Annotated in this window: 19 protein-coding genes and 1 pseudogene; 16 read left to right on the forward strand and 4 right to left on the reverse strand. The window is 71.9% G+C overall.

Annotation, left to right across the window (positions count from 1 at the left end):
• Positions 1-179: 179 nt before the first annotated feature.
• Positions 180-935 carry an IclR family transcriptional regulator gene (locus AC3RJ6_RS06745; protein WP_491426156.1) on the reverse strand — a complete coding sequence of 252 codons (756 nt, stop codon included), beginning with the start codon at positions 933-935 and terminating at the stop codon, positions 180-182.
• Between the two features lie 223 nt (positions 936-1158).
• Between AC3RJ6_RS06745 and AC3RJ6_RS06750 the strand changes: the two genes are divergently transcribed.
• From AC3RJ6_RS06750 to menC, 16 genes and pseudogenes are all read left to right on the forward strand, one after another.
• Entirely contained in the window at positions 1159-2598 is a 1440-nt protein-coding gene (locus tag AC3RJ6_RS06750) for an NAD(P)-dependent malic enzyme (RefSeq protein ID WP_491426157.1), read from the forward strand.
• Positions 2595-4208, forward strand: coding sequence for a malate synthase A (gene aceB / locus AC3RJ6_RS06755; protein ID WP_491426159.1), 1614 nt, complete (start codon positions 2595-2597; stop codon positions 4206-4208). The genes AC3RJ6_RS06750 and aceB overlap by 4 nt, the downstream gene beginning before the upstream one ends.
• A gap of 2 nt (positions 4209-4210) precedes the next feature.
• Positions 4211-5539: a DUF6986 family protein gene (locus AC3RJ6_RS06760; protein ID WP_491426242.1), complete on the forward strand. Its 1329-nt coding sequence runs from the start codon at positions 4211-4213 to the stop codon at positions 5537-5539.
• Positions 5540-5578: 39 nt separating this feature from the next.
• Entirely contained in the window at positions 5579-6388 is an 810-nt protein-coding gene (locus AC3RJ6_RS06765) for a bifunctional allantoicase/(S)-ureidoglycine aminohydrolase (RefSeq protein ID WP_491426160.1), read from the forward strand.
• A gap of 280 nt (positions 6389-6668) precedes the next feature.
• Entirely contained in the window at positions 6669-7490 is an 822-nt protein-coding gene (locus AC3RJ6_RS06770) for a hydroxypyruvate isomerase family protein (protein WP_491426161.1), read from the forward strand.
• Between the two features lie 57 nt (positions 7491-7547).
• Positions 7548-8426, forward strand: a complete 879-nt coding sequence (locus AC3RJ6_RS06775) for a 2-hydroxy-3-oxopropionate reductase (protein WP_491426162.1) — start codon at positions 7548-7550, stop codon at positions 8424-8426.
• A gap of 53 nt (positions 8427-8479) precedes the next feature.
• On the forward strand, positions 8480-10267 hold the full coding sequence (gene gcl / locus AC3RJ6_RS06780; RefSeq protein WP_491426163.1) for a glyoxylate carboligase: 1788 nt from the start codon (positions 8480-8482) through the stop codon (positions 10265-10267).
• Between the two features lie 51 nt (positions 10268-10318).
• A pseudogene (locus tag AC3RJ6_RS06785) lies at positions 10319-11425 on the forward strand (glycerate kinase); the annotation flags it as partial.
• Between the two features lie 12 nt (positions 11426-11437).
• Complete coding sequence (gene allB, locus AC3RJ6_RS06790) at positions 11438-12874, forward strand: allantoinase AllB (protein WP_491426243.1); 1437 nt, start codon at positions 11438-11440, stop codon at positions 12872-12874.
• A 175-nt stretch (positions 12875-13049) separates the two neighbouring features.
• Positions 13050-13526 (forward strand): thioredoxin-dependent thiol peroxidase, encoded by a 477-nt coding sequence (gene bcp / locus AC3RJ6_RS06795; RefSeq protein WP_491426164.1) that lies wholly within the window; start codon positions 13050-13052, stop codon positions 13524-13526.
• Between the two features lie 173 nt (positions 13527-13699).
• Positions 13700-14197 (forward strand): 2-oxo-4-hydroxy-4-carboxy-5-ureidoimidazoline decarboxylase, encoded by a 498-nt coding sequence (gene uraD / locus AC3RJ6_RS06800; RefSeq protein ID WP_491426165.1) that lies wholly within the window; start codon positions 13700-13702, stop codon positions 14195-14197.
• Entirely contained in the window at positions 14194-14574 is a 381-nt protein-coding gene (gene uraH, locus AC3RJ6_RS06805; protein WP_491426166.1) for a hydroxyisourate hydrolase, read from the forward strand. Before uraD ends, uraH begins: the two co-directional genes overlap by 4 nt.
• Positions 14575-14580: 6 nt before the next feature.
• Positions 14581-15561, forward strand: coding sequence for a factor-independent urate hydroxylase (gene pucL / locus AC3RJ6_RS06810; RefSeq protein ID WP_491426167.1), 981 nt, complete (start codon positions 14581-14583; stop codon positions 15559-15561).
• Positions 15562-15896: 335 nt separating this feature from the next.
• Positions 15897-16811: a hypothetical protein gene (locus AC3RJ6_RS06815; protein WP_491426168.1), complete on the forward strand. Its 915-nt coding sequence runs from the start codon at positions 15897-15899 to the stop codon at positions 16809-16811.
• A gap of 242 nt (positions 16812-17053) precedes the next feature.
• On the forward strand, positions 17054-17941 hold the full coding sequence (locus tag AC3RJ6_RS06820) for a hypothetical protein (RefSeq protein ID WP_491426169.1): 888 nt from the start codon (positions 17054-17056) through the stop codon (positions 17939-17941).
• Positions 17938-19167 (forward strand): o-succinylbenzoate synthase, encoded by a 1230-nt coding sequence (menC, locus tag AC3RJ6_RS06825; RefSeq protein WP_491426170.1) that lies wholly within the window; start codon positions 17938-17940, stop codon positions 19165-19167. The genes AC3RJ6_RS06820 and menC overlap by 4 nt, the downstream gene beginning before the upstream one ends.
• A gap of 16 nt (positions 19168-19183) precedes the next feature.
• Here the strand turns inward: menC and AC3RJ6_RS06830 are convergent, their stop codons facing one another.
• From AC3RJ6_RS06830 to AC3RJ6_RS06840, 3 genes are read right to left on the reverse strand one after another with little or no spacing between them, the layout of a single operon-like run.
• A complete protein-coding gene (locus tag AC3RJ6_RS06830; protein WP_491426171.1) occupies positions 19184-20041 on the reverse strand; it encodes an aminoglycoside phosphotransferase family protein in 858 nt (285 codons plus the stop codon).
• On the reverse strand, positions 20038-21357 hold the full coding sequence (ligD, locus tag AC3RJ6_RS06835) for a non-homologous end-joining DNA ligase (RefSeq protein ID WP_491426172.1): 1320 nt from the start codon (positions 21355-21357) through the stop codon (positions 20038-20040). Before ligD ends, AC3RJ6_RS06830 begins: the two co-directional genes overlap by 4 nt.
• 5 nt (positions 21358-21362) lie before the next feature.
• Entirely contained in the window at positions 21363-22289 is a 927-nt protein-coding gene (locus AC3RJ6_RS06840; protein ID WP_491426173.1) for a helix-turn-helix domain-containing protein, read from the reverse strand.
• Positions 22290-22332 lie beyond the last annotated feature (43 nt).

Consider the following 22332-nt stretch of genomic DNA (forward strand, 5'->3'; position numbering starts at 1 on the left):
CGCAGCGCCGTATCGAGACCACGCCGCCGGTCGGTCGAGTAGCCCGCAGCGCCGTATCGAGGCCGCGCCGCTGATCGGTCGAGTCGGCGCGCAGGGCCGTATCGAGGCCGCGGATGCCTCGAGACGAGTGGTCTCGAGACGCTCCTTCGTCGCTACTCGACCGACGGAGGGCAACCCGCCTACGCGGCGGCGGTCGCTTCGGCGATCTCCTGCACGACCTCGCGCAGCACGGGGATGGCGCGCTCGGCGAAGTCCTCGTCGACGCGGGCGACCGGGCCCGACACCGAGACGGCCGTCGGGATCGGTGCGCCGGGCACCGTCATGGCGTAGCAGCGCACGCCGATCTCCTGCTCGCCGTCGTCGATCGCGTACCCGCGCTCACGGGTGATGCGCAGGTCTTCGAGCAGGTCGTCGAGCGTGGCGATCGAGTGCACGGTCGACTGCGGCAGGCCGGTGCGGCCGATGATGTCGCGCACGGTGTCGTCGTCGAGCTGGGCGAGGATCGCCTTGCCGACGCCCGTCGCGTGCAGGTGCGAACGGCGGCCGACCTCGGTGAACATGCGCATGGCGTGCGGCGAGGGAGCCTGCGAGACGTAGATGACCTGGTCGCCGTCGAGGGTCGCGAGGTTCGCGGTCTCGCCGAGTCGCTCGACGAGCTCCTTGAGCTGGGGGCGGGCCATGCGGCCGAACTGGCGGTTCGCGACCTCGCCGAGTCGCACGAGCCGGGGCCCGAGCGCGTAGCGCCGGTTCGCGAGCTGGCGCGCGTAGCCGAGGGCGACGAGGGTGCGCAGCAGACGGTGGATCGTCGGCAGCGGCAGCTCGGCCATCGTCGAGAGCTCGCTCAGCGTGACGTCGCCGCCGGCGTCGGCGATGAGCTCGAGCAGATCGAAGACCCGCGCGACCGACTTGACGCCCTCGGGCTGACCTTCAGCCATGCCGTGCTCCCCGTTCTCGTCGTGGCAGACCTTATCCGCATCGCGGAAAACTGCCGGGATGCAGTCAACATACCGCACGCGCCCGTGCGTGCGGGCGCGCGACGGGCCTCGCGGTGCGGCATCCGCGAACCAGGGGTTGAGTTTCCGAATGGCAGACATTAACATCCGTAATACGGAAACCGCCGCGCTTGAAACAACGCGGGCATTCAAGAAAGTCGATCCGATGGCGAATCCCAGTCCCGGTTATTCCATCCAGCTCCGCGTCGAGGCGCCCGCGGGCGTCACCGCGACGAGCGAACTCGTGGTCGCGGCGGCCGATGCTGGTGCCGTCATCACCGCCGTCGACGTCAGCGAGTCGAGCACCGACCGCGTGCTCGTCGACCTGACCTGCTACGCCGAGAGCGCCGAGCACGCGGCGCAGGTGGCGGCGGCCCTCACCGCGCGCGACGGCGTCGTCGTGCACGAGGTCGCCGACCGCACCTTCCGCCTGCACCAGGGCGGCAAGCTCGAGATCGTGCCGAAGACCCCGCTGCGCAACCGCGACGACCTGTCCCGCGCGTACACGCCGGGCGTCGCCCGCGTCTGCCTCGCGATCGCCGACCGCCCGGCCGACGCCCGCCGGCTCACCGTGAAGGGCAACACGATCGCCGTCGTCACCGACGGCTCGGCGGTGCTCGGTCTCGGCAACATCGGCGCGACCGCCTCCATCCCCGTCATGGAGGGCAAGGCCGCCCTCTTCAAGCAGTTCGCCGACGTCGACGCGTGGCCGGTCGCCCTCGACACGCAGGACACCGAGGAGATCATCAGCATCGTCAAGGCGCTCGCGCCCGTCTACGGCGGCATCAACCTCGAAGACATCGCGGCGCCCCGCTGCTTCGAGATCGAGCGGCGCCTCCGCGAGGAGCTCGACATCCCCGTCTTCCACGACGACCAGCACGGCACCGCGATCGTCACGCTCGCCGCGCTCATGAACGCGCTCCGCGTGGTCGGCAAGCGGCTCGACACCGTGCGCATCGTCGTCTCGGGCGTCGGCGCGGCCGGCAACGCGATCATCCAGCTGCTGAAGGCCGAGGGTGCGCAGCACATCGTCGCGTGCGGTCGCAACGGCGCGATCCACCGCGGCGAGCAGTACGCCGACGGGCACCGCACCTGGCTCGCCGCGAACACGAACGCCGAGGGCGTCACCGGCACGCTCGCCGAGGTGCTCGCGGGGGCCGACGTCTTCATCGGCGTGAGCGCACCGAACCTGCTCGGCGAGGCCGAGATCGAGAGCATGGCCGACGAAGCCATCGTCTTCGCGATGGCGAACCCCGACCCCGAGGTCGACCCCGTCGTCGCCGCCCGCCACGCAGCGGTCGTCGCGACCGGTCGCAGCGACTTCCCGAACCAGATCAACAACGTGCTCGCCTTCCCCGGATTCTTCCGGGGGCTGCTGGATGCCGGTGCCGTCGACATCACGCCCGAGATGCTCGTCGCCGCGGCAGAGGCGATCGCGTCGTGCGTGCGCGATGATGAGCTGAACGCGAGTTACATCATTCCGAGCGTCTTCGATCCCGATGTCGCCCGCGCCGTCGCCGAGGCCGTCGCCGGCGCCGCGCATCGCGAAGACACCCACCGGGACACCGAGCTCACCGCCGAGACGCAGGAAGGCGCCGCCGCATGACCACCGACATCCGTTCCCTCGAGATCACCCGCCCGGCCGAGATCGACGGCGCCGACGAGATCCTGACCCCCGAGGCCCTCGCCTTCGTCGAGGCGCTGCACCGCGAGTTCGACGCCCGCCGACTCGACCTGCTCGCGGCCCGCAAGGTGAAGCGCGACCGCATCGCCGCCGGCGGCACCCTCGGCTTCCTGCCCGAGACGCGCGAGATCCGCGAGTCGGAGTGGAAGGTCGCGCCGGCGCCCGAGGCCCTCCTCGATCGCCGCGTCGAGATCACCGGCCCGCCCGCCCCCGCCAAGATGGCGATCAACGCCCTCAACTCCGAGGCGCGCGTGTGGCTCGCCGACCTCGAGGACGCCGCGGCCCCCGAGTGGGAGAACGTGATCGCCGGCATCCTCAACCTCCGCGACGCCGCCCGCGGCACGCTCGCCTTCACCTCGCCGCAGGGCAAGGCGTACGCGCTCCGCACCGATGTGCGCCGCCCCACGGTCGTCACCCGCCCGCGTGGCTGGCACCTGCCCGAGCGGCACGTGCTCGTCGACGGTCGCGAGGGCAGCGGCTCGCTCGTCGACTTCGGCCTGCACTTCTTCCACACCGCGCGCCAGCTCATCGAGAACGGCGACGGTCCGTACTACTACCTGCCGAAGATGGAGAGCCACCTCGAGGCCCGCCTCTGGAACGACGTCTTCGTGTTCGCCCAGGAGTACCTCGGCATCGCCCGCGGCACGGTGCGCGCGACCGTGCTCATCGAGACGATCCCGGCCGCGTTCGAGATGGACGAGATCCTCTACGAGCTGCGCGAGCACGCCTCGGGCCTCAACGCCGGCCGCTGGGACTACCTGTTCAGCATGATCAAGGTCTTCCGCGACGCGGGCGACGCGTTCGTGCTGCCCGACCGCGCCCAGGTGTCGATGACCGCGCCGTTCATGCGCGCGTACACCGAGCTGCTCGTGAAGACGTGCCACCGTCGCGGCGCCTTCGCGATGGGCGGCATGGCCGCGGTCGTGCCGAACCGCAACGACCTCGAGGTCACCCGCGCGGCGTTCGACAAGGTGCGCGCCGACAAGACGCGCGAGGCCAACGACGGCTTCGACGGTTCGTGGGTCGCGCACCCCGACCTCGTGCCCGTCTGCCGCGAGGTGTTCGACGAGGTGCTCGGCGCGAAGCCGAACCAACTCGACAAGCAGCGCCCCGAGGTCGAGGTCACGGCGGCGCAGCTGCTCGACGTCGCCTCGGCGGGCGGCGAGGTCACCTCGGCAGGTCTGCACAACAACCTCTACGTCGCCGTCGCCTACACCGCCGTCTGGCTGTCGGGCAACGGCGCGGTCGCGATCCACAACCTGATGGAGGATGCCGCGACCGCCGAGATCTCGCGCTCGCAGGTGTGGCAGCAGCTCAAGAACGGCGTCGTGCTCGCCGACACCGGCGAGACCGTCACGGTCGAGCTCGTGCGCAGCGTCCTGGCTGAAGAGGTCGAGCGCCTGCGCGGCGAGGTCGACCCCGCGCGCTTCACCGCCTACTACGAACCGGCCGCGAAGCTCATCGGGGAGATCTGCACCTCCGACGACTACGTCGACTTCCTCACCCTCCCCGCCTACGAGCTGCTGGGATGAGCATGGTCGACAGCGAGATCCGGGGCGCGCTGGGTGCGGCAGGCCCGGCAGCGGATGCCGCGGCGCCGCGCACCGCGCTGACCGACGCCGACCTCGCCCGCGTCGAGGCGCGGCTCGCCGACACCGACGAGCTGCTCGCGACCGTCTACCCGGGCGACGACGGCTCCCGCCAGCCCGTGCACACCGTGTACGTGCCGGCCGACACCTTCACTCCCGAGCTGGCCGCGGCGTGGGGCCGCGCAGCCGAGGAGTCCGTGACTGCGGACGGCGGGTTCGAGGCGCTCGCCGTCCGCATCGGGGTGGATCCCGCACTCGCGGCGCGCATCGCGCCGCGAGTGCGGGAGAAACTCGCCCGCGAACCCATCGAAGACCTGCGCCTCGACTTCGAGGACGGCTACGGCGACCGCGGCGACGAGACCGAGGACGCCGACGCCGTGCGCGCGGCCGAACAGGTCGCGACCGCCGTCGCGGCGGGGGTCGCACCGCCCTTCATCGGCATCCGGTTCAAGTGCTTCGAGGCGCCGACGCGGGCCCGAGGCATCCGCACCCTCGATCTCTTCATCGCCGCACTGCTCGCGCACGGCGAGCTGCCCGACGGCCTCGTGCTCACGCTGCCCAAGGTCACGACCGTCGCCCAGGTCGAGGCGATGGTCGACCTCGTCACCGCGCTCGAGCGCGCGCACGGCCTGCCCGAGGGGCGGCTGCGCTTCGAGGTGCAGGTCGAGACGCCGCAGCTCATCCTGGGCGCGGACGGCACGTCGCCGGTCGCGCAGCTCGCGGTCGCCGCGCCGGGTCGCATCAGCGCGCTGCACTACGGCACCTACGACTACAGCGCGTCGCTGCAGATCGCGGCCCGCTACCAGTCGATGGAGCACCCCGTCGCCGACCTCGCGAAGGAGATCATGCAGCTCGCGGTCGCCGGCACGGGGATCCGGCTGTCCGACGGCTCGACGAACATCCTGCCGGTCGGCGATCGCACCGAGGAGGCGTGGCGACTCCACGCGCGGCTCGTGCGACGCTCGCTCGAGCGCGGCTTCTACCAGGGGTGGGACCTCCACCCGCACCAGCTGCCGACCCGGTACCTCGCGACCTACGCCTTCTACCGCGAGGGCTACCCCGAGGCATCCGTTCGCCTGCGCAACTATCTGGAGCGCACCGCCGGCGCCGTGCTCGACGAGCCGGCCACGGCACGCGCGCTCGCCGACTTCGTGCTGCGCGGCGTCGAGTGCGGCGCGGTCGGCGAGGCCGAGATCGTCGCCGACATCGGCATCGACCGGCGCGCGCTGACGCTGCTCGCGCACCCCAAGCTCGCCGGCACCGCGAACGACTGAGCGGATGCCGCGACCCACCCCGAAACACAAGGAACGAGCATGAGCTACTTCACCCCGCAGGGCGGGCTGCCCCCGCAGACCGACCTGCTCACCGACCGCGCGGTCGTCAAGCAGGCGTACACCTTCATCCCGAAGGGCGTGCTGCGCGACATCGTCACGTCGAATCTCCCCGGCTTCGAGGGCACGCGCGCCTGGATCATCGCCCGACCCGTCGCGGGCGGCGCGACGACGTTCTCGCAGCTCATCGTCGAGATCGCCCCGGGCGGCGGCGCTGCGAGGCCCGAGGCCGAGGCCGGCGTCGAGGGCGTCGTGTTCGTGACGACCGGCTCGCTCACGCTGACGCTCGAGGGGGAGCGGCACGTGCTCGAGGCCGGCGGCTACGCCTTCCTCGCGCCCGGCGCCGAGTGGTCGCTCGCGAACGAGGGCACCGAGCTCACGAGCTTCCACTGGATCCGCAAGGCGTACGAGTTCCTCGACGGCGTCGAGGTGCCGGCGTCGTTCGTCACGCGCGACCAGGACATCGAGCCCGTGCCGATGCCCGGCACCGACGCATGGGCCACGACCCGGTTCACCGACTCGAACGACCTCGCGCACGACATGCAGGTCAACATCGTCACGTTCCAGCCGGGCGGGTCGATCCCGTTCGCCGAGACCCACGTCATGGAGCACGGCCTCTTCGTGCTGCAGGGCAAGGCGGTCTACCGGCTCAACGACGACTGGGTCGAGTGCGAGGCCGGCGACTACATGCTGCTGCGCGCGTTCTGCCCGCAGGCCTGTTACGCGGGCGGCCCCGAGCCGTTCCGCTACCTGCTCTACAAGGACATGAACCGGCAGATCCGGCTCACCTGAGAAACCTGCCCGCGGCGACACCCGCGGGCGAGCGTGCGAAGCGCCCGGCGACGAGAGGTCCGTCGCCGGGCGCTTCGTCGTGTCCGTCGGTCGAGTACGCGCGCAGCGCCGTATCGAGACCACGGATGCCGTGACCGCGGTGGTCTCGATACGCGCTTCGCGCTCCTCGACCGACAGGGGGCGTCACGAGGGTTGACGTGTCGCCGGGATGCGCTTACGATTTCATACAGCAAAAGAATTCTTCCGGAATACGGAAGTAGCCACACGAAAGAAGTCGACGATGACCTACACGGTGAACTGCTCGATCCTCCTCACCGAGCTGCCCCTGCTCGAGCGCCCGGCCGCGGCCAAGGCCGCCGGCTTCGACGCCGTCGAGTTCTGGTGGCCGTTCGCCGAGTCGGTGCCCGCCGACCGCGACGTCGACGCCTTCATCGGCGCGATCCGCGATGCGGGCGTGCAGTTGACGGGCCTCAACTTCAACGCGGGCGACATGCCCGGCGGTGACCGCGGGCTTGTCTCGTGGACGGGTCGCGAGCAGGAGTTCCGCGACAACATCGCCGTCGTCGCCGGCATCGGCGAGGCGCTCGGCACGAAGGGCTTCAACGCGCTCTACGGCAACCGCATCGACGGCGTCGACGCCGGCGCGCAGGACGAGACCGCCGTCGCGAACCTCGCGGCTGCGGCCGCCGGCGTCGCCGCGATCGGCGGCACCGTGCTGCTCGAGCCGGTCTCGGGCGCCGCCCGGTACCCGCTGCTCACGGCGGGCGACGCGCTCGCGGTCATCGAGCGGGTGCGGGCCACCGGCAACGAGAACATCGCGCTCCTCGCCGACTTCTACCACCTCGCCGTCAACGGCGACGACGTCGCCGCGGTCATCGAGGCGCACGCCCCGTCGTTCGGCCACATCCAGATCGCCGACGACCCCGGTCGCGGTGCCCCCGGCACCGGTGCCCTCCCGCTCGACGCCTGGATCGCGCGCAGCCGCGAGCTCGGCTACGAGGGCCCGATCGGCCTCGAGTACAAGGCCCCGATCGACGAGGCCTTCACGTGGCTCGCCGGCGCCGGGCCCACCGCCGCGACCAGCACCGTCGCCACCGCCTGACGCCGCCCGCACACCGTCACCGACAGACCCGCACGACGCAACACGAAGGACCCTCTCATGAGCAAGATCGCGATCATCGGCCTCGGCATCATGGGCCTTCCCATGGCCAAGAACCTCGTCACCGCCGGGCACGACGTCACCGGCTACAACCGCAGCCAGGCGCCGATCGACGCGCTCGTCGCGGCGGGCGGCCACGGCGCCTCGAGCATCGCCGACGCGGTGAAGGACGCCGACGTCGTCATCACGATGGTGCCCGACTCGCCCGACGTCGCCGGCGTCGTGCGCGGTGAGGAGGGCGTGTTCGCCAATGCCAAGGCCGGCGCGCTCTGGATCGACAACTCGTCGATCCGCCCCGACGTCGCGAAGGAGCTCGCCGAGGAGGCCGTCGCGGCCGGCTTCAGCGCGGTCGACGCGCCCGTCTCGGGCGGCGAGCAGGGCGCCATCGACGGCGTGCTCTCGATCATGGTCGGCGGCTCTGAAGCCGACTTCGCCAAGGCGCTGCCCGTGCTCGAGGGCATCGGCAAGACGATCGTGCACGTCGGACCGGCCGGCGCCGGCCAGACCGTCAAGGCGGCCAACCAGCTCATCGTCGCCGTCAACATCCAGGCGCTCGCCGAGGCGGTCGTCTTCCTCGAAGCCTTCGGCGTCGACACCGACGCCGCACTCAAGGTCCTGGGCGGCGGGCTCGCCGGCTCCAAGGTCCTCGACCAGAAGGGGCAGAAGATGCTGAACCGCGACTTCGCCCCCGGATTCCGCCTCGCGCTCCACAACAAGGACCTGGGCATCGTCACCGCCGCCGCACGCCAGGCCGGCATCACCGTTCCGCTCGGCTCGGCCGTGGCCCAGCTGGTCACCTCGCTCGTCGCCCGCGGCGACGGCGGGCTCGACCACTCGGGCCTCTTCAAGCTCACGACCGAGCTCGCCGGCCGCGAGTAGCTCGCGCCGCGGCATCCACCCACGTCTTCCCACTTCTCCGAAGGAGCACTCCCATGACTCGCATGCGTGCCGTCGACGCCATCGTGCAGATCTTGATCAAGGAGGGCGCCACCGAGGCCTTCGGCCTGCCCGGTGCCGCGATCAACCCCCTCTACTCCGCGATGCGCGCGAACGGCGGCATCCGGCACACCCTGGCCCGCCACGTCGAGGGCGCCTCGCACATGGCCGACGGCTACAGCCGCACCGGCGACGGCCGCATCGGCGTGTGCATCGGCACTTCGGGCCCCGCGGGCACCGACATGATCACCGGCCTCTACGCCGCGATCGCCGACTCGATCCCCATGCTGTGCATCACGGGCCAGGCGCCCGTCGCGAAGCTCGACAAGGAGGACTTCCAGGCCGTCGACATCGCGTCGATCGCGAAGCCGGTCACGAAGTTCGCGAAGACCGTGCTCGAGGGCGCCCAGGTGCCCGGCGTCTTCCAGTCGGCGTTCCAGATCATGCGCTCGGGCCGCCCGGGCCCGGTGCTCATCGACCTGCCGTTCGACGTGCAGATGACCGAGATCGACTTCGACATCGACACGTACGAGCCGCTGCCGGTCGCCAAGCCCACCGCGACCCGCGCGCAGGCCGAGAAGGTGCTCGACCTGCTCGTCGCCTCCAAGCACCCCGCGATCATCGCGGGCGGCGGCGTCGTCAACTCGGGCGCCTCCGCGAAGCTCGTCGAGCTCGCCGAGACGCTCGGCGTGCCCGTCTTCCCGACGCTCATGGGCTGGGGCGCGATCGCCGACGACCACCCGCTCGCCGCGGGCCTCGTCGGCATCCAGACCTCGCAGCGCTACGGCAATGCGAGCTTCCTCGAGTCGGACTTCGTGCTCGGCATCGGCAACCGGTGGGCGAACCGCCACACGGGCGGCCTCGACACGTACCGCACGGGCCGCACGTTCGTGCACGTCGACATCGAGCCCACCCAGATCGGCCGCGTGTTCGCGCCCGACTACGGCGTGGTCTCCGACGCGGGCGCCTTCATCGACGCCCTGCTCGAGGCGGCGCGCGACCGCGTCGCCGACCTGCCCGACTACTTCGGCTGGGCCGAGGAGTGCCGCGGCCGCAAGGCGACGCTGCAGCGCAAGACCAACTTCGACCAGGTGCCGATGAAGCCGCACCGCGTCTACCAGGAGATGCTCTCGGCGTTCGGTCACGACACCACCTACGTCACGACGATCGGCCTGTCGCAGATCGCCGGCGCGCAGTTGCTGCACGTCTACGGCCCGCGCCAGTGGATCAACGCCGGGCAGGCCGGCCCCCTCGGCTGGACCCTGCCCGCGGCGCTCGGCGTCGTGCGCGGCAAGCCCGGTTCGAACGTCGTCGCGCTGTCGGGCGACTACGACTTCCAGTTCATGATCGAGGAGCTCGCGGTCGGCGCGCAGCACAAGCTGCCGTACATCCACGTCGTGGTGAACAACAGCTACCTGGGCCTCATTCGCCAGTCGCAGCGCGGCTTCGAGATGGACTACGAGGTCTCGCTCGCCTTCGACAACGTCAACACGCCGTTCGACCCGTCCAGCGTCGCGACCGGATACGGCGTCGACCACGTCAAGGTGGCCGAGGGTCTCGGCTGCAAGGCGATCCGCGTCGAGCGCCCCGAAGACCTTGCGGCCGGCTTCGCCGAGGCCGAGCGCCTGCGCGACGAGTTCGAGGTGCCGGTGGTCGTCGAGGTCATCCTCGAGCGTGTCACCAACATCGCGATGGGTGCCGACCTCGACACGGTCAACGAGTTCGAGGACCTCGCGACGTCGCCGGCCGACGCGCCCGAGGCCGTGTACGCGCTGCTCGACTGAGCGGGCGACCTCGCACTCCCGCTGAATCTGCAGACACGGAAGACTGGAACCATGCGCATCGTGATCGCGCCCGACAAGTTCAAGGGGTCGCTCTCGGCTCCCGAGGTGGCCGCCCGCGTCGCCGAGGGCGCCCGCCGTGTCGACCCCTCGATCGAGATCGAGGCGATCCCGGTTGCCGACGGCGGCGAGGGCACGCTCGACGCGGCCCTCGCGGCCGGCTTCGAGCGCCGCATCGCACGCGTCACCGGCCCGCTGGGCGCGCCGGTCGACGCCGCGTTCGCCCTGCGCGGCGACGAGGCGGTCGTCGAGATGGCGCAGGCGTCGGGTCTCGACCTGGTCCCTCCGGGCGGGGCGGATGCCTCGGGCGCGACGAGCCTCGGCACCGGTCAGCTCATCGCGGCCGCACTCGACGCGGGCGCCCGGCGCATCGTGCTCGGCATCGGCGGCAGCGCTTCGACCGACGGCGGGGCCGGTGTGCTGCAGGGCCTCGGCGCGCGCCTGCTCGACGACGCGGGGCGCGAGCTGCCGGTCGGGGGAGGCGCCCTCGCCGACCTCGCCCGCGTCGAGCTCGACGGGCTCGACGCACGGCTCGCCGAGACCGAGATCGTGCTCGCGAGCGATGTCGACAACCCGCTGCTGGGGCCGTCGGGCGCCGCCGCGGTCTTCGGCCCGCAGAAGGGTGCCGCACCCGACGAGGTCGCGCGACTCGATGCGGCGCTCGCGAACTTCGTCGAGGTGCTCGCCGCCCACGACACCGTGCCCGCCCGCATCGCGGCCGAGCGCCCGGGCGCCGGCGCGGCCGGCGGCGTTGGCTTCGCCGCGCTCGCGGTGCTCGGCGCGGAACGCCGGCCGGGCATCGACGTGGTGCTCGAGTTCACGGGCCTCGAGGCCCGGCTCGCGGGTGCCGACGCGGTCATCACGGGCGAGGGCAGCCTCGACGCGCAGAGCCTCATGGGCAAGACGCCCATCGGCGTCGCCCGCGCGGCGCGACGGGCGGGCGTGCCGGTCTACGCGGTGAGCGGCCGGCGGCTGCTGAACGACGACGAGGTGCGCGATGCGGGGTTCGCGAACGCCCGCGCGCTCGCCGAGCTCGAGCCCGATCCGGCCCGCAGCATGGCCGACGCATCCGACCTGCTCACCCGACTCGCGGAGGAACTCGTGACCGACTTCATGACCGACCAGGCCGGCCCCGCCGGCCGTCCGGCCGAGGCGGGCCGTCCGGCAGAGACCGGCCGGCCGGCCGGCGATGCGGCGCAACCCGTCGCATTCGACGTGGTGTTCCGCGCCGAGCGCGCGCTCGTCGGCGGCGACGGCTCGCCCGTCGAGCGCGCCGTCGAGATCGGCGTGCGCGACGGCCGCATCGTCGCGATCTCGCCGCTCGGCACGGGGCTCGCGGGCGCGACCGTCGTCGAGCTCGCCGCCGACGAGGTGCTGCTGCCGGGCCTCGTCGACACCCACGTGCACGTCAACGAGCCCGGCCGCACCGAGTGGGAGGGCTTCGCCTCGGCGACTCGCGCCGCCGCGGCCGGCGGCGTCACGACCATCGTCGACATGCCGCTCAACTCGATCCCGCCGACCGTCTCGGTCGAGGCCCTCGACGAGAAGCGCGCCGCCGCGGCCGGCCAGACCTTCGTCGACGTCGGCTTCTGGGGCGGCGTCGTTCCCGGCAACCTCGACGAGCTCGCGCCGCTCGTGGCCGAGGGCGTGTTCGGCTTCAAGTGCTTCCTGCTGCACTCGGGCGTGGACGAGTTCCCGCAGGTCTCGGCCGACGAGATGGAGCAGGCGATGCGCGTCATCGCCGAGCACGACTCGATGCTCGTCGTGCACGCCGAGGACGCCCACGTCATCGACGCCGCGCCGCACCGCGGCGGTCCCGGCTACGCCGACTTCCTCGCCTCGCGCCCGCGCGAGGCGGAGGACACGGCGATCGCCGAGGTCATCGAGCGGGCCGAGCGCACGGGCGCCCGCGCGCACATCCTGCACCTCAGCTCCGCCGACTCGCTCGGGCAGATCGCCCGGGCCAAGGCCGCGGGCACGGATCTCAGCGTCGAGACGTGCCCGCACTACCTCACGCTGTTCGCCGAGGACGTGCCCGCGGGCGCGACGGCGTTCAAGTGCTGCCCGCCCATCCGCGAGGACGCGAACCGCGACCTGCTCTGGGAGGGGCTCCGCGACGGCGTCATCGACTACGTCGTCTCCGACCACTCGCCGTCGACGCCCGAGATGAAGTACAAGGGTGACGGCGACTTCGAGCTCGCGTGGGGCGGCATCGCGTCGCTGCAGCTCGGCCTGCCGCTCATCTGGACCGAGGCGCGAGAGCGCGGCATCGGCCTCGAGCGGGTCGTCGAGTGGATGGCGCAGCGCCCGGCCGAACGGGTCGGCCTCACCACGAAGGGGCGCATCCAGACCGGGTACGCGGCCGACTTCGCGGTGTTCGCGCCCGACGAGCAGTTCACCGTCGATGCCCGCTCGCTCGAGCATCGGCATCCCGTCACGCCGTACGACGGCCGCGAGCTCACCGGCGCCGTGCGTCGCGCGTACCTCGCCGGCACGGCCGTCGACCGCGAACGGGCCCAGGGCCGGATGCTTCGAAAAGGGAACGCGTAGCATCCCGGGGGCCGTGAGGCCGGGCGGTCCGATACCGTGCCGGTCCACGGCCGTATCCGTTCCCGACCCACCACCCCCTCCCACCCCTACCTCCCGCCAACCGAACCGGACCACCGGACCCCGCGATGGGCACCGGCGCCGAGGCATCCCGTCGACCGATGAAACGGAGCACCTCATGATCAACTCGTCCGAAGAGCTGGAGACCGGCCAGCAGGCCCCCGACTTCGCCCTGCCCGACGCCACCGGAACGGTGCGCCGGCTGAGCGACCACCGCGGCGGCCCGGTCATCGTCTACTTCTACCCGGCCGCGTTCACGCCGGGCTGCACGACCGAGGCGTGCGACTTCCGTGAGAACCTCGGCTCCTTCCAGTCGGCCGGCTACACGGTGCTCGGCATCTCGCCGGACCCGGTGTCGCGCCTCGCCGAGTTCGCCGAGGCCGAGCAGCTCGCCTTCCCGCTGCTCTCCGACGAGGATGCGCAGGTCGCCCGGGCCTGGGGCGCGTGGGGCCAGAAGACGGTCGCCGGGCGCACGTTCGACGGGCTCATCCGCTCGACCGCCGTCGTCGACGCCGAGGGCCGGGTCTCGGCGCTCGAGTACAACGTCGACCCGAACGGGCACGTCGGCCGACTGCGCGAGCAGCTCGGCCTCTAGCGCTCTGAGACCGGATGCCTCGTGGCGCGACTTCTTCTTCGGAAATCGTTGCCACGAGGCATCCGTGTTGTTAGCATTGTCACATGCTGAAATAACAGTTCCACGATGCGAAACACAAGTTCCGCATATCCGTACACCGTGGATGCCAGCAGAATGAGAAAGTGACTCAAGCGATGAAGCTTGAACAGTTCAACGAAGCCGATCGTTCGGAGGCGATCGCCACGCTTCGACCATGCGTCGACGTCACGCGGTGGTGCGAGCACCTCGCCGATCGTCGACCGTACGGCTCGATCGACGAGCTCGTGACCGAGGCCGGCACCGCCGCGTCGCCGTTCACGGCCCGCGAGGTCGAGCAGGCGCTCAGCCACCATCCCCGCATCGGGGAGCGTGCGAGCGGTGCGAGCACCGAGGCGGCCCTGTCGCGATCCGAGCAGGCGGGCGTCGACCCGGCCGACGCCGAGATCGCACGGGCCCTCGCCGAGGGCAACGCCGCGTACGAGCAGCGGTTCGGGCGGGTGTTCCTCATCCGTGCCGCCGGCCGCTCGGCGAGCGAGATCCTCGAGGCGCTCACCGCCCGGCTCGGCAACGACGATGCGACCGAAGACCAGGTCGTCGCCGAGCAGCTGCGCGAGATCGCCGTTCTGAGATTGAAGGGGGCCATCGCCGCATGACCGTTTCGCAGATCACGACGCACGTGCTCGACGCCCAGCGCGGCAAGCCCGCCGCGGGGGTGCCGGTCGAGCTGTACCGCCGCTCGGCCGCGCGAGCCGAGGCGGCCGACGGCGCCGGCCTCTCCGCCGACGGCTGGGAGCTCGTCGCGAGCGCCGTGACCGACGACGACGGGCGGGCGAAACAGCTCGGCCCCGAGACCATTCCCAACGGCGAGTACCGGCTCCGGTTCGACACCGGCGCCTATTTCGCCTCCACCCAGACCGAAGCCTTCTACCCGGAGGTGCAGCTCACGTTCCTCGTCGCCGAGGAGGGTCGCCACTACCACGTGCCGATCCTGCTGAGCCCCTTCGCCTATTCGACCTACCGAGGAAGTTAGATCCACATGACCGACACCCTGATCAACACCGTGACCACCACCGACGCCGCGGGCGGCGCGAGCGCCGCCGCCGAGACGGCGGCCGCGGCATCCGGCGCCATCGTGCTCGGCCCGAACCAGTACGGCAAGGCCGAGGTCCGCGTCGTCAAGGTCACCCGCGACACCGACCGCCACGAGATCGAGGACCTCAACGTCACCTCGCAGCTGCGCGGCGACTTCGCCGGCGCCCACCTCGACGGCGACAACTCGCACGTCGTCGCGACCGACACGCAGAAGAACACCGTGTTCGCCTTCGCCCGCGACGGCGTCGGCTCGCCCGAGGCGTTCCTGCTGCGCCTCGCCGACCACTTCATCGGCTCGTTCGACTGGGTGACCGGCGGCCGCTGGCTCGCCGAGAGCTACGCGTGGGAGCGCATCACCGCCCACGGCCAGCCGCACGACCACTCCTTCGTGCGCAAGGGCCAGGAGATCCGCACGGCCGCGGTCATCGCCGACGGCGACACCCGTCACGTCATCGCGGGCCTCAAGGACCTCACGGTGCTGAAGACGACCCAGTCGGGCTTCGTCGGCTACCCGAAGGACCGCTACACGACCCTGCAGGAGACGACCGACCGCATCCTCGCCACGAGCGTCGCCACCCGCTGGCGCTACCAGCCGGGCGCCGAGGTCGACTACAACGCCGTCTACGACAGCGTGAAGGCGATCCTGCTCGAGACGTTCACCGAGCACTACTCGGCGGCGCTGCAGACGACCCTCTTCGAGATGGGCCAGGCCGTGCTCGAGGCGCACCCCGAGATCGCCGAGATCCGCTTCTCGATGCCGAACAAGCACCACTTCGTCGTCGACCTCGAGCCGTTCGGCCTCGACAACCCCAACGAGGTGTTCTACGCGAGCGACCGCTCGTACGGTCTCATCGAGGCCACGGTCACCCGCGAGGGCCTCGCCGAGGTTCCCGAGGTCTGGGCGTCGACCGGCGCCTTCTGCTGATCGGATCCGGGAGCGGGCGCGGGCTTCGCGCCTGAGCTCACCCTGATCCACCCTGTCCCATCGAGAGTGCACTTGTCGCCCCGCTTCGGGCGACAAGTGCACTTTCGCGTTGGTTCGGGGTGCGGGCGGCGCCGATATGACACCCGAGACCGGGCCGAGAGTGCAGTCGTCGCCCTGAACGCGGTTACGACTGCACTTTCGATGAAGCGGCCGAACGCCATGGGAGGTTCGCGACCCGAGCTCACCTCTCCTCCACACTTGGCCAAGGAGCAGCCCACCTCACAACTCGTGGGCGAACGGGCAGCAACGGCGCGAAGCGCTGCGAATCTCAGAGGATGCGCGCCGAACTCCCGCTCGACCTCGCCCTGCGTCCGTTCACGACTTCCGAAGGTGAGGCGCGCGGCCTGAGCGAGAAGCGGATGCGGTGCGCCGACCTCATCGTGCCGGTGCGTGGAGTTCGGATGCCCGCCGAGGACGCGAAATCGCTCCTCCAGCGGTGCGCGGCCCTCGAGCTGCATCTCAGTCACCCGAATGTCGCGTTCAGCCACGCGACGGCGGCGGAACTGTGGGGGATGCCGCTGCCGTTTCGGGTGCAATCGCCCGCCGTTCTGCACGTGGTCGTCTGGGGTGGGGTGTATCCGCCGCGAGTACGGGGAGTCGTCGGACATCGTGCGGCGGCCGCCCCGACGGCGAGTCTGCTCGGGGGTCTGCGACTGGTGAGCCCCGCCGACGCGTGGTGCCAGCTCTCGACCCTGCTCGGTGAGACCGAGCTCGTGCAGGCCGGCGATCGGCTGGTGGGCAGGCCGCAACCGCTCACCACGTTCGACGAGATCGACGCCGCGATACAGCGGTATGGGTCACGGCGCGGATGCCGCATGCTTCGCGCCGCCCGCGAACATCTGCGGTCCGGTTCCGAGTCGCCGAGGGAGAGCACGCTCCGGCTCGAGGCGATCGCCGCGGGGTTTCCCGAGCCCGAATCGAACGGGGTGATCCGGCTGCGGTCGGGACGGGAGACGCATGGTGATCTCGTCTTCCGCGAGTGGATGGTGCTGCTCGAGTACGACGGTGACCACCACCGCGAGGACGACGTGCAATGGGAGCGCGATGTCGATCGGCTGAACGAGCTCGCCGGCAACGGGTGGCTCGTGATCCGCGTGAGCAAGCAGTCCCGAGCGGACGCCTGGTCACGTCAGCTCGCCGAAGCCCTGCGGCTCAGGGGCTGGGGCGGCTCGCCTCGCGTCGTCGTCTGAGGCGACTGCGGGCGAACTCGCCGGCGCTCGCCACGGGGGTTGCGCCCCGCTCGTCGAGAGTGCAGTCGTCGCCCCGAAGCAGGGCGACGGCTGCACTCTCGTTGAGTACGCAGCGTCGTGGTGGGCGTCGAGCGTGCACTCCCCGCCCGGACGCGGGCGGGGAGTGCACTCTCGACGAGCGAGGCGGGCGGGGTGAGCGACACACCCGCCGCGCCGCAGGCGCGCTCGGCTAGCCTCGACACATGGACGCCGTTGTCGCCGAAGCTGCTGCTGCCGCCGTCGCAGCCGCCGACCGCGCCGACCTCCGCGCGGGCATCGTGACGCGCGAGGCCGCCGAGCACGAGATCCACGCGGTGCTCGATCGGTTCGAGGCGACGTGGGGCGAGGGGCGCGGGCCCGACCACTCGATGATCCGGGCGCTCGCGCACGCGGGGGCGACGGTGCTCGTCGCGGTCGCCGACGACGAGGGCGGGGTGGATGCCTCGGCGACGCCGCCGTTCGCGAAGCCGGGCGAGCTGCTCGGCGCGACGCTCGGATTCCTCGGCTGGAACGAGGGCCTCCACCTGCACTCCCATATGAACGCCGTGGCCCCCGCGGCGCGCGGCCACGGCATCGGGCTCGCGCTCAAGCTCCGCCAGCGGGCGATCTGTCTCGACCACGGCGTCGACGAGATCCGCTGGACGTTCGACCCCCTCATCCGCCGCAACGCGCGCATGAACCTCGTGCGCCTCGGCGCCGAGGTCGCCGCCTACCTGCCCGAGTTCTACGGCGTGCTCGGTGACCAGATCTCGGGCGCCGACCGCAGCGACCGCTTCGAGGTGCGCTGGCGGCTGACCTCGCCGCGCGTGCGTCGAGCCCTCGCCGGAGACGCGCCGCCGCCCTGGACGGGGGAGTCGGGCTTCGCGCTCGTGCCCGACTTCGAGGCACTGCGGCGGGATGCCGCTGCCGATGCGGCACGTCTGCGCGAGGCATCCGTGCGCGCGTTCACCGCCATGGCTCGGCAGGGGCTCCGCCCCGAGCTCGACGCCCACGGCGACTACGTGTTCACCCCCGACGATGCCGACGCAGGCACCGAGCCCCGCGCCCACGCCGAACCCGGCACCGCCCCGACGCCCGAGGAGGCACGATGACGAAGGCGACGACGATCGAGGCGATCGAGCTGCACCGCATCGAGGTGCCGCTGGTGCGGCCGTTCGAGACGAGCTTCGGCCGAGAGACGGTGCGGGAGGCGTTGCTCGTGCACGTGCGAACCGACGCCGGCGAGGGCTGGGGCGAGTGCGTGGCCGGCCGGGAGCCGTTCTACTCGTCCGAGTGGGTCGACGGCGCGGCATCCGTGATCGAACGGTTCCTCGGCCCGGCCCTGCTCGAACCGACGGCGGCTCACCACGCGCCCGACGCCGCCCATCGCGAGGCGCCTGTGACCGGTGCCGACGACGCACCCGACGGTCCTCGCAACCGCGGCGCCTCGGTGCCGCTCGCGCGATCGGTCTCTGGCTCGCTCGCGTTCGTCGCAGGGCACCGCATGGCGAAGGCCGCGCTCGAGTCGGCGGTGCTCGATGCCGAGCTTCGCGCGCAGGGCAGGTCGATGGGCGAGGCGTTCGGTGCGGAGCGCGAGTGGGTCGACTGCGGGGTCTCGGTCGGGATCGCGCCGACCCTCGAGGAGCTGCTCGACGAGGTCACCGGATACCTCGAAGACGGCTACCGGCGCATCAAGCTCAAGATCAAGCCCGGGTGGGACGTCGTGCCCGTCGCGGCCGTGCGCGAGCTCATGGGGCGCGGCGGCCTGCTGCAGGTCGACGCGAACACCGCGTACACGGGCGACGACATCCCGCTGCTCGCGAGCCTCGACGCCTTCGACCTGCTGCTCATCGAGCAGCCGTTCGCCGAGGAGGACATCGCCGCGCACGCCCGCCTCGCGGCCGCCTGCGAGACGCCCGTCTGCCTCGACGAATCGATCCTGGATGCCGCGACCGCGGTCGACGCGATCGACCGCGGTGCGACGAGCGTCGTCAACATCAAGCCGGGCCGCATGGGCGGCTACCTCGAGGCGCTGCGCGTGCACGACGCCTGCCGCGAGCTCGACGTGCCCGTGTGGTGCGGGGGCATGCTCGAGACCGGCATCGGACGCGCCGCGAACGTCGCGCTCGCCGCGCTGCCCGGGTTCACCCTGCCGGGCGATACCTCCGCCTCCGACCGGTACTACGCCGACGACGTGACCGAGCCGTTCGTGCTCGGCGACGGCGAGCACCGCGGGCAGCTCCGGGTGCCCGACGGGCCGGGCACCGGGGTCACCGTGCGCACCGACCTCGTGCGCGAGTGGGCGTCGCGGCCGCCCGTCGAAGTGACGCGCGGCTGACGCACCGGCGGGCACGTCACAGCACGAGGTCGGCGGCCGTCACCCCGATGCGCGTCACCGACTCGGCATGCACCGGGTCGTCGGCGATCGCGAACCACGTCGACGACAGCGCGCACCACGCCACGAGCCAGTCGCGCTGCCGCGCAGGCAGCACGCCGGTCTCGTCGACCACGATGCCGAACTGGCGCTCGAGGCGCCCGGGCAGCAGCGCGCGCGCGTGCGACGGGTTGCAGAGCAGGTTGCAGCTGTCGAACGCCGCTTCGCCGACGAGTCCCTTCGGGTCGATGACGAGCCACCCGCGCTCGCCGAAGTCGAGCACGTTGCCGTGATGCAGGTCGCCGTGCAGCACGCGGACGTCGCGCTGCGTCGACAGCAGCCGGTCGGCGTAGTCGGCGCCCTGACGGTGCAGCGGGTCGAGGTCGTCGGCGTGGGCGAACAGCTCGCGGAACCACTCCTCGAGCGGCACGAGCAGGGGCTCGCCGGCCTCGGTGAGCGTGGGCAGCTCGGCGGGGTCGAGGTGGATGCGAGCCGCCGCGGCGCAGATCACCCGCGTCGCCCCGTCGTCGTCGCCGTCGACGACCATGCGCACCAGGTCGCGGGTGCCGGTGGCGCGCTCGAGCAGCACCGCGCCGCCGTCCCGTTGCAGGACCCGTGCGGCACCGCGCCCGTCGAGCAGCTCGAGCAGTTCGGCGCCGCGCTCCTCCTCGTCGACGTGGGCGATCTTGAGCATCGCCGGAAGCCCGTCGCGCGTGCGCACGGGTATGAGCGTGCTCGACGCGGTCGTCTGCGGATCGCCCTCGGGATGCAGGCGCCAGCGGTGCAGCCACTCGACGTCGGCGTGATGGCCGGGGTCGACGGGACCGAGGTCGCTCACGAGGTGCGGCCGGTCGTGCCCGCGTCGGGGCGATCGTCGGAACGCGTGCCCGGCCGGCCGCCGGGGAACGAGAGCGAGCCGTCCTCGTCGCGGTACTTCGCCCACGGGTCGTAGTCGACCTCGAGCGGCTCCTGCTCCGGCCGCTCGGCCTCGGGCACGTGCTGCAGGTTCACCCGGATGCGGTACCAGAGCGACGAGCTCCCGCGCATGCCGTCGACGAGCACGTCGGCCGGCTCGAGGCGGGCGACGACGTCGGGATGCCGCTCCTTCCACCGCTCGAGGCCGTCGAGCGCCTCGGGCTTCGTCTTGGCGCGGGCGATCTCGATGAGCGGCATCGTCGACCGGCGCTGCCCGGAGCCGTCGCCGGAGCCGCGACGCGGCGGCTTCTCGGCGGGTCCGAGTTCGTCGGCGAGCCGAAGCAGCCCGTCGAGGCGGCCGGTCGCCTCGTCGATGCCGGCCGCGGCGTCGCCGCGCTCGGCGAACCGCTCGAGCACCGTTGCGACGGTGAAGCGCTCGGGCCGGCTCTCGCGCACCTCCGACCAGTCGAGCGGGGTCGAGACACGGGCGTCGGGCAACGGACGCACCGAGTACGCCGACGCGACGGTGCGGTCCTTCGCGTTCTGGTTGAAGTCGACGAACACGCTCTCGCCGCGCTCCTCCTTCCACCACCGCGCCGATGCGAGTCCGGGTGCACGCGCCTCGACCTCCCTCGCGAGGGTCTCGGCGGCGAGGCGCACCTCGGGATACGTCCACTCGGGCGCGATGCGCACCGAGATGTGGATGCCGCGCGAGCCTGAGGTCTTCGGCCAGCCGACGAGCCCCACGTCGTCGAGCACCTCGCGTGCGACGAATGCGACGTCGACGATCTGCGACCAGTCGACGCCGGGCATCGGGTCGAGGTCGACGCGCAGCTCGTCGGGGTGGTCGAGGTCGTCGGCTCGCACCGGGTGCGGGTTCAGGTCGATGCATCCGAGGTTCACGACCCAGGCGAGCGCGGCGGCGTCGTTCACGACCACCTCTTCGGCGGAGTTGCCCGAGGCGTAGTGCAGGGTCGCGGTCTCGATCCAGTCCGGCCGCTTGTCGGGCGCGCGCTTCTGGAAGAAGGCCTCCTGGTCGATGCCCTTGACGAAGCGCTTGAGCACCATCGGGCGGCCGCCCGCCCCGCGCAGCGCACCATCGGCGACCGCGAGGTAGTAGTTCACGAGGTCGAGCTTCGTGAGTCCCGGCTCGGGGAAGACGACCTTGTCGGGGTGCGAGATGCGCACCTCGCGACCGTCGACGTCGATGACCTCTTCCGCTCGCGCTGCAGGGCTCACGCTCTTCACCCTAGGTCGGCCGGGTCGCCGGAGGGAACCCCCGCTCGGGTCGCCTGCGCCGCGGCAGCGTATCGGCGCGGGGTCTCGCCGATGACCGCGCGGAACTCGCGGGTGAAGTGCGCCTGGTCGGCGAAGCCGAGTTCCGCGGCGAGGTCGGCGAGCGAGGGCGGGTGGTCGGCCGCGAGCCGATGCGCGGCCTCCTGCATGCGGTAGCGGCCGATGAGCCATTTCGGCGTGAGGCCGATCCGGGCGCGCACGAGGCGTTCGAGCGCGCGGAGTCCGAGCCCGCTCGCCTCGGCCAGCTCGCTCGCCCGCAGGATCGTGCGATCGGTCTCGGCGAGCTCGACGACCCGGGCCGCGAGGGCCGCGTCGGGATCGAGCGAGATCTGCTGCCCGGCGAGCCAGTCGGCGAACGCCGCAACCGCCTCGTCGTCGTGACCGGCCTCGGCGGCCGACCGGACCCGGGCGACACCGGCTTGGGTGCCCTGCAGCAGCAGCGCCTCGACCGGAACCGAGCCGCCCACGAGCGCGCGGAGCTCGCCCGGGACGATGAGGCCCGCGACGCCGGGCTGCAGGAGGGCGCCGACGGCCCACCCCTCGCCCTCGAGGCGGGAGACGCCGCGCCCGACCGACGGCCCGTGCAGCGCCGCGTCGTCGGGCTCGACGACGAGGTTCGCCGAAGGGTACTCGAGCACGCCCTGCTCGACGACGACGCCGGCGGGCAACCGCCACCGGGGCACCCAGAAGTGCCGCACGAGGTGCGCGACCGCGGGCGGCGCCGGGAACCGCGCGAGCCGAACCGGCGCCGCGGCAGCGTGCTGGGCGGCCGCGTCGGCTGCGATCGGTGCGAGCCCCGGCTCGTCGGGTCTCGGCGCGAGCACGCCCTTGTCGGCGGCGCCGGCGCGCGTGCGCCAGTAGTCCGAGGGCTGCATGGTCCGATTATGGCGTCGCCCCCCGACAGCCGGCACCTCGCGT

This window comes from Agromyces cucurbitae, from assembly GCF_058349945.1.

Bases quoted from the DNA above. Each gene is read 5' to 3' on its own strand.
- aceB (WP_491426159.1), top strand. From the start codon at position 2,595: ATGACCACCGACATCCGTTCCCTCGAGATCACCCGCCCGGCCGAGATC.
- bcp (WP_491426164.1), top strand. From the start codon at position 13,050: ATGATCAACTCGTCCGAAGAGCTGGAGACCGGCCAGCAGGCCCCCGAC.
- AC3RJ6_RS06775 (WP_491426162.1), top strand. From the start codon at position 7,548: ATGAGCAAGATCGCGATCATCGGCCTCGGCATCATGGGCCTTCCCATG.
- AC3RJ6_RS06820 (WP_491426169.1), top strand. From the start codon at position 17,054: ATGGACGCCGTTGTCGCCGAAGCTGCTGCTGCCGCCGTCGCAGCCGCC.
- AC3RJ6_RS06750 (WP_491426157.1), top strand. From the start codon at position 1,159: ATGGCGAATCCCAGTCCCGGTTATTCCATCCAGCTCCGCGTCGAGGCG.
- AC3RJ6_RS06770 (WP_491426161.1), top strand. From the start codon at position 6,669: ATGACCTACACGGTGAACTGCTCGATCCTCCTCACCGAGCTGCCCCTG.
- gcl (WP_491426163.1), top strand. From the start codon at position 8,480: ATGACTCGCATGCGTGCCGTCGACGCCATCGTGCAGATCTTGATCAAG.
- menC (WP_491426170.1), top strand. From the start codon at position 17,938: ATGACGAAGGCGACGACGATCGAGGCGATCGAGCTGCACCGCATCGAG.
- AC3RJ6_RS06840 (WP_491426173.1), bottom strand. From the start codon at position 22,289: ATGCAGCCCTCGGACTACTGGCGCACGCGCGCCGGCGCCGCCGACAAG.
- pucL (WP_491426167.1), top strand. From the start codon at position 14,581: ATGACCGACACCCTGATCAACACCGTGACCACCACCGACGCCGCGGGC.
- AC3RJ6_RS06765 (WP_491426160.1), top strand. From the start codon at position 5,579: ATGAGCTACTTCACCCCGCAGGGCGGGCTGCCCCCGCAGACCGACCTG.
- AC3RJ6_RS06760 (WP_491426242.1), top strand. From the start codon at position 4,211: ATGGTCGACAGCGAGATCCGGGGCGCGCTGGGTGCGGCAGGCCCGGCA.
- AC3RJ6_RS06815 (WP_491426168.1), top strand. From the start codon at position 15,897: ATGCGCGCCGAACTCCCGCTCGACCTCGCCCTGCGTCCGTTCACGACT.
- uraD (WP_491426165.1), top strand. From the start codon at position 13,700: ATGAAGCTTGAACAGTTCAACGAAGCCGATCGTTCGGAGGCGATCGCC.
- AC3RJ6_RS06745 (WP_491426156.1), bottom strand. From the start codon at position 935: ATGGCTGAAGGTCAGCCCGAGGGCGTCAAGTCGGTCGCGCGGGTCTTC.
- uraH (WP_491426166.1), top strand. From the start codon at position 14,194: ATGACCGTTTCGCAGATCACGACGCACGTGCTCGACGCCCAGCGCGGC.
- allB (WP_491426243.1), top strand. From the start codon at position 11,438: ATGACCGACCAGGCCGGCCCCGCCGGCCGTCCGGCCGAGGCGGGCCGT.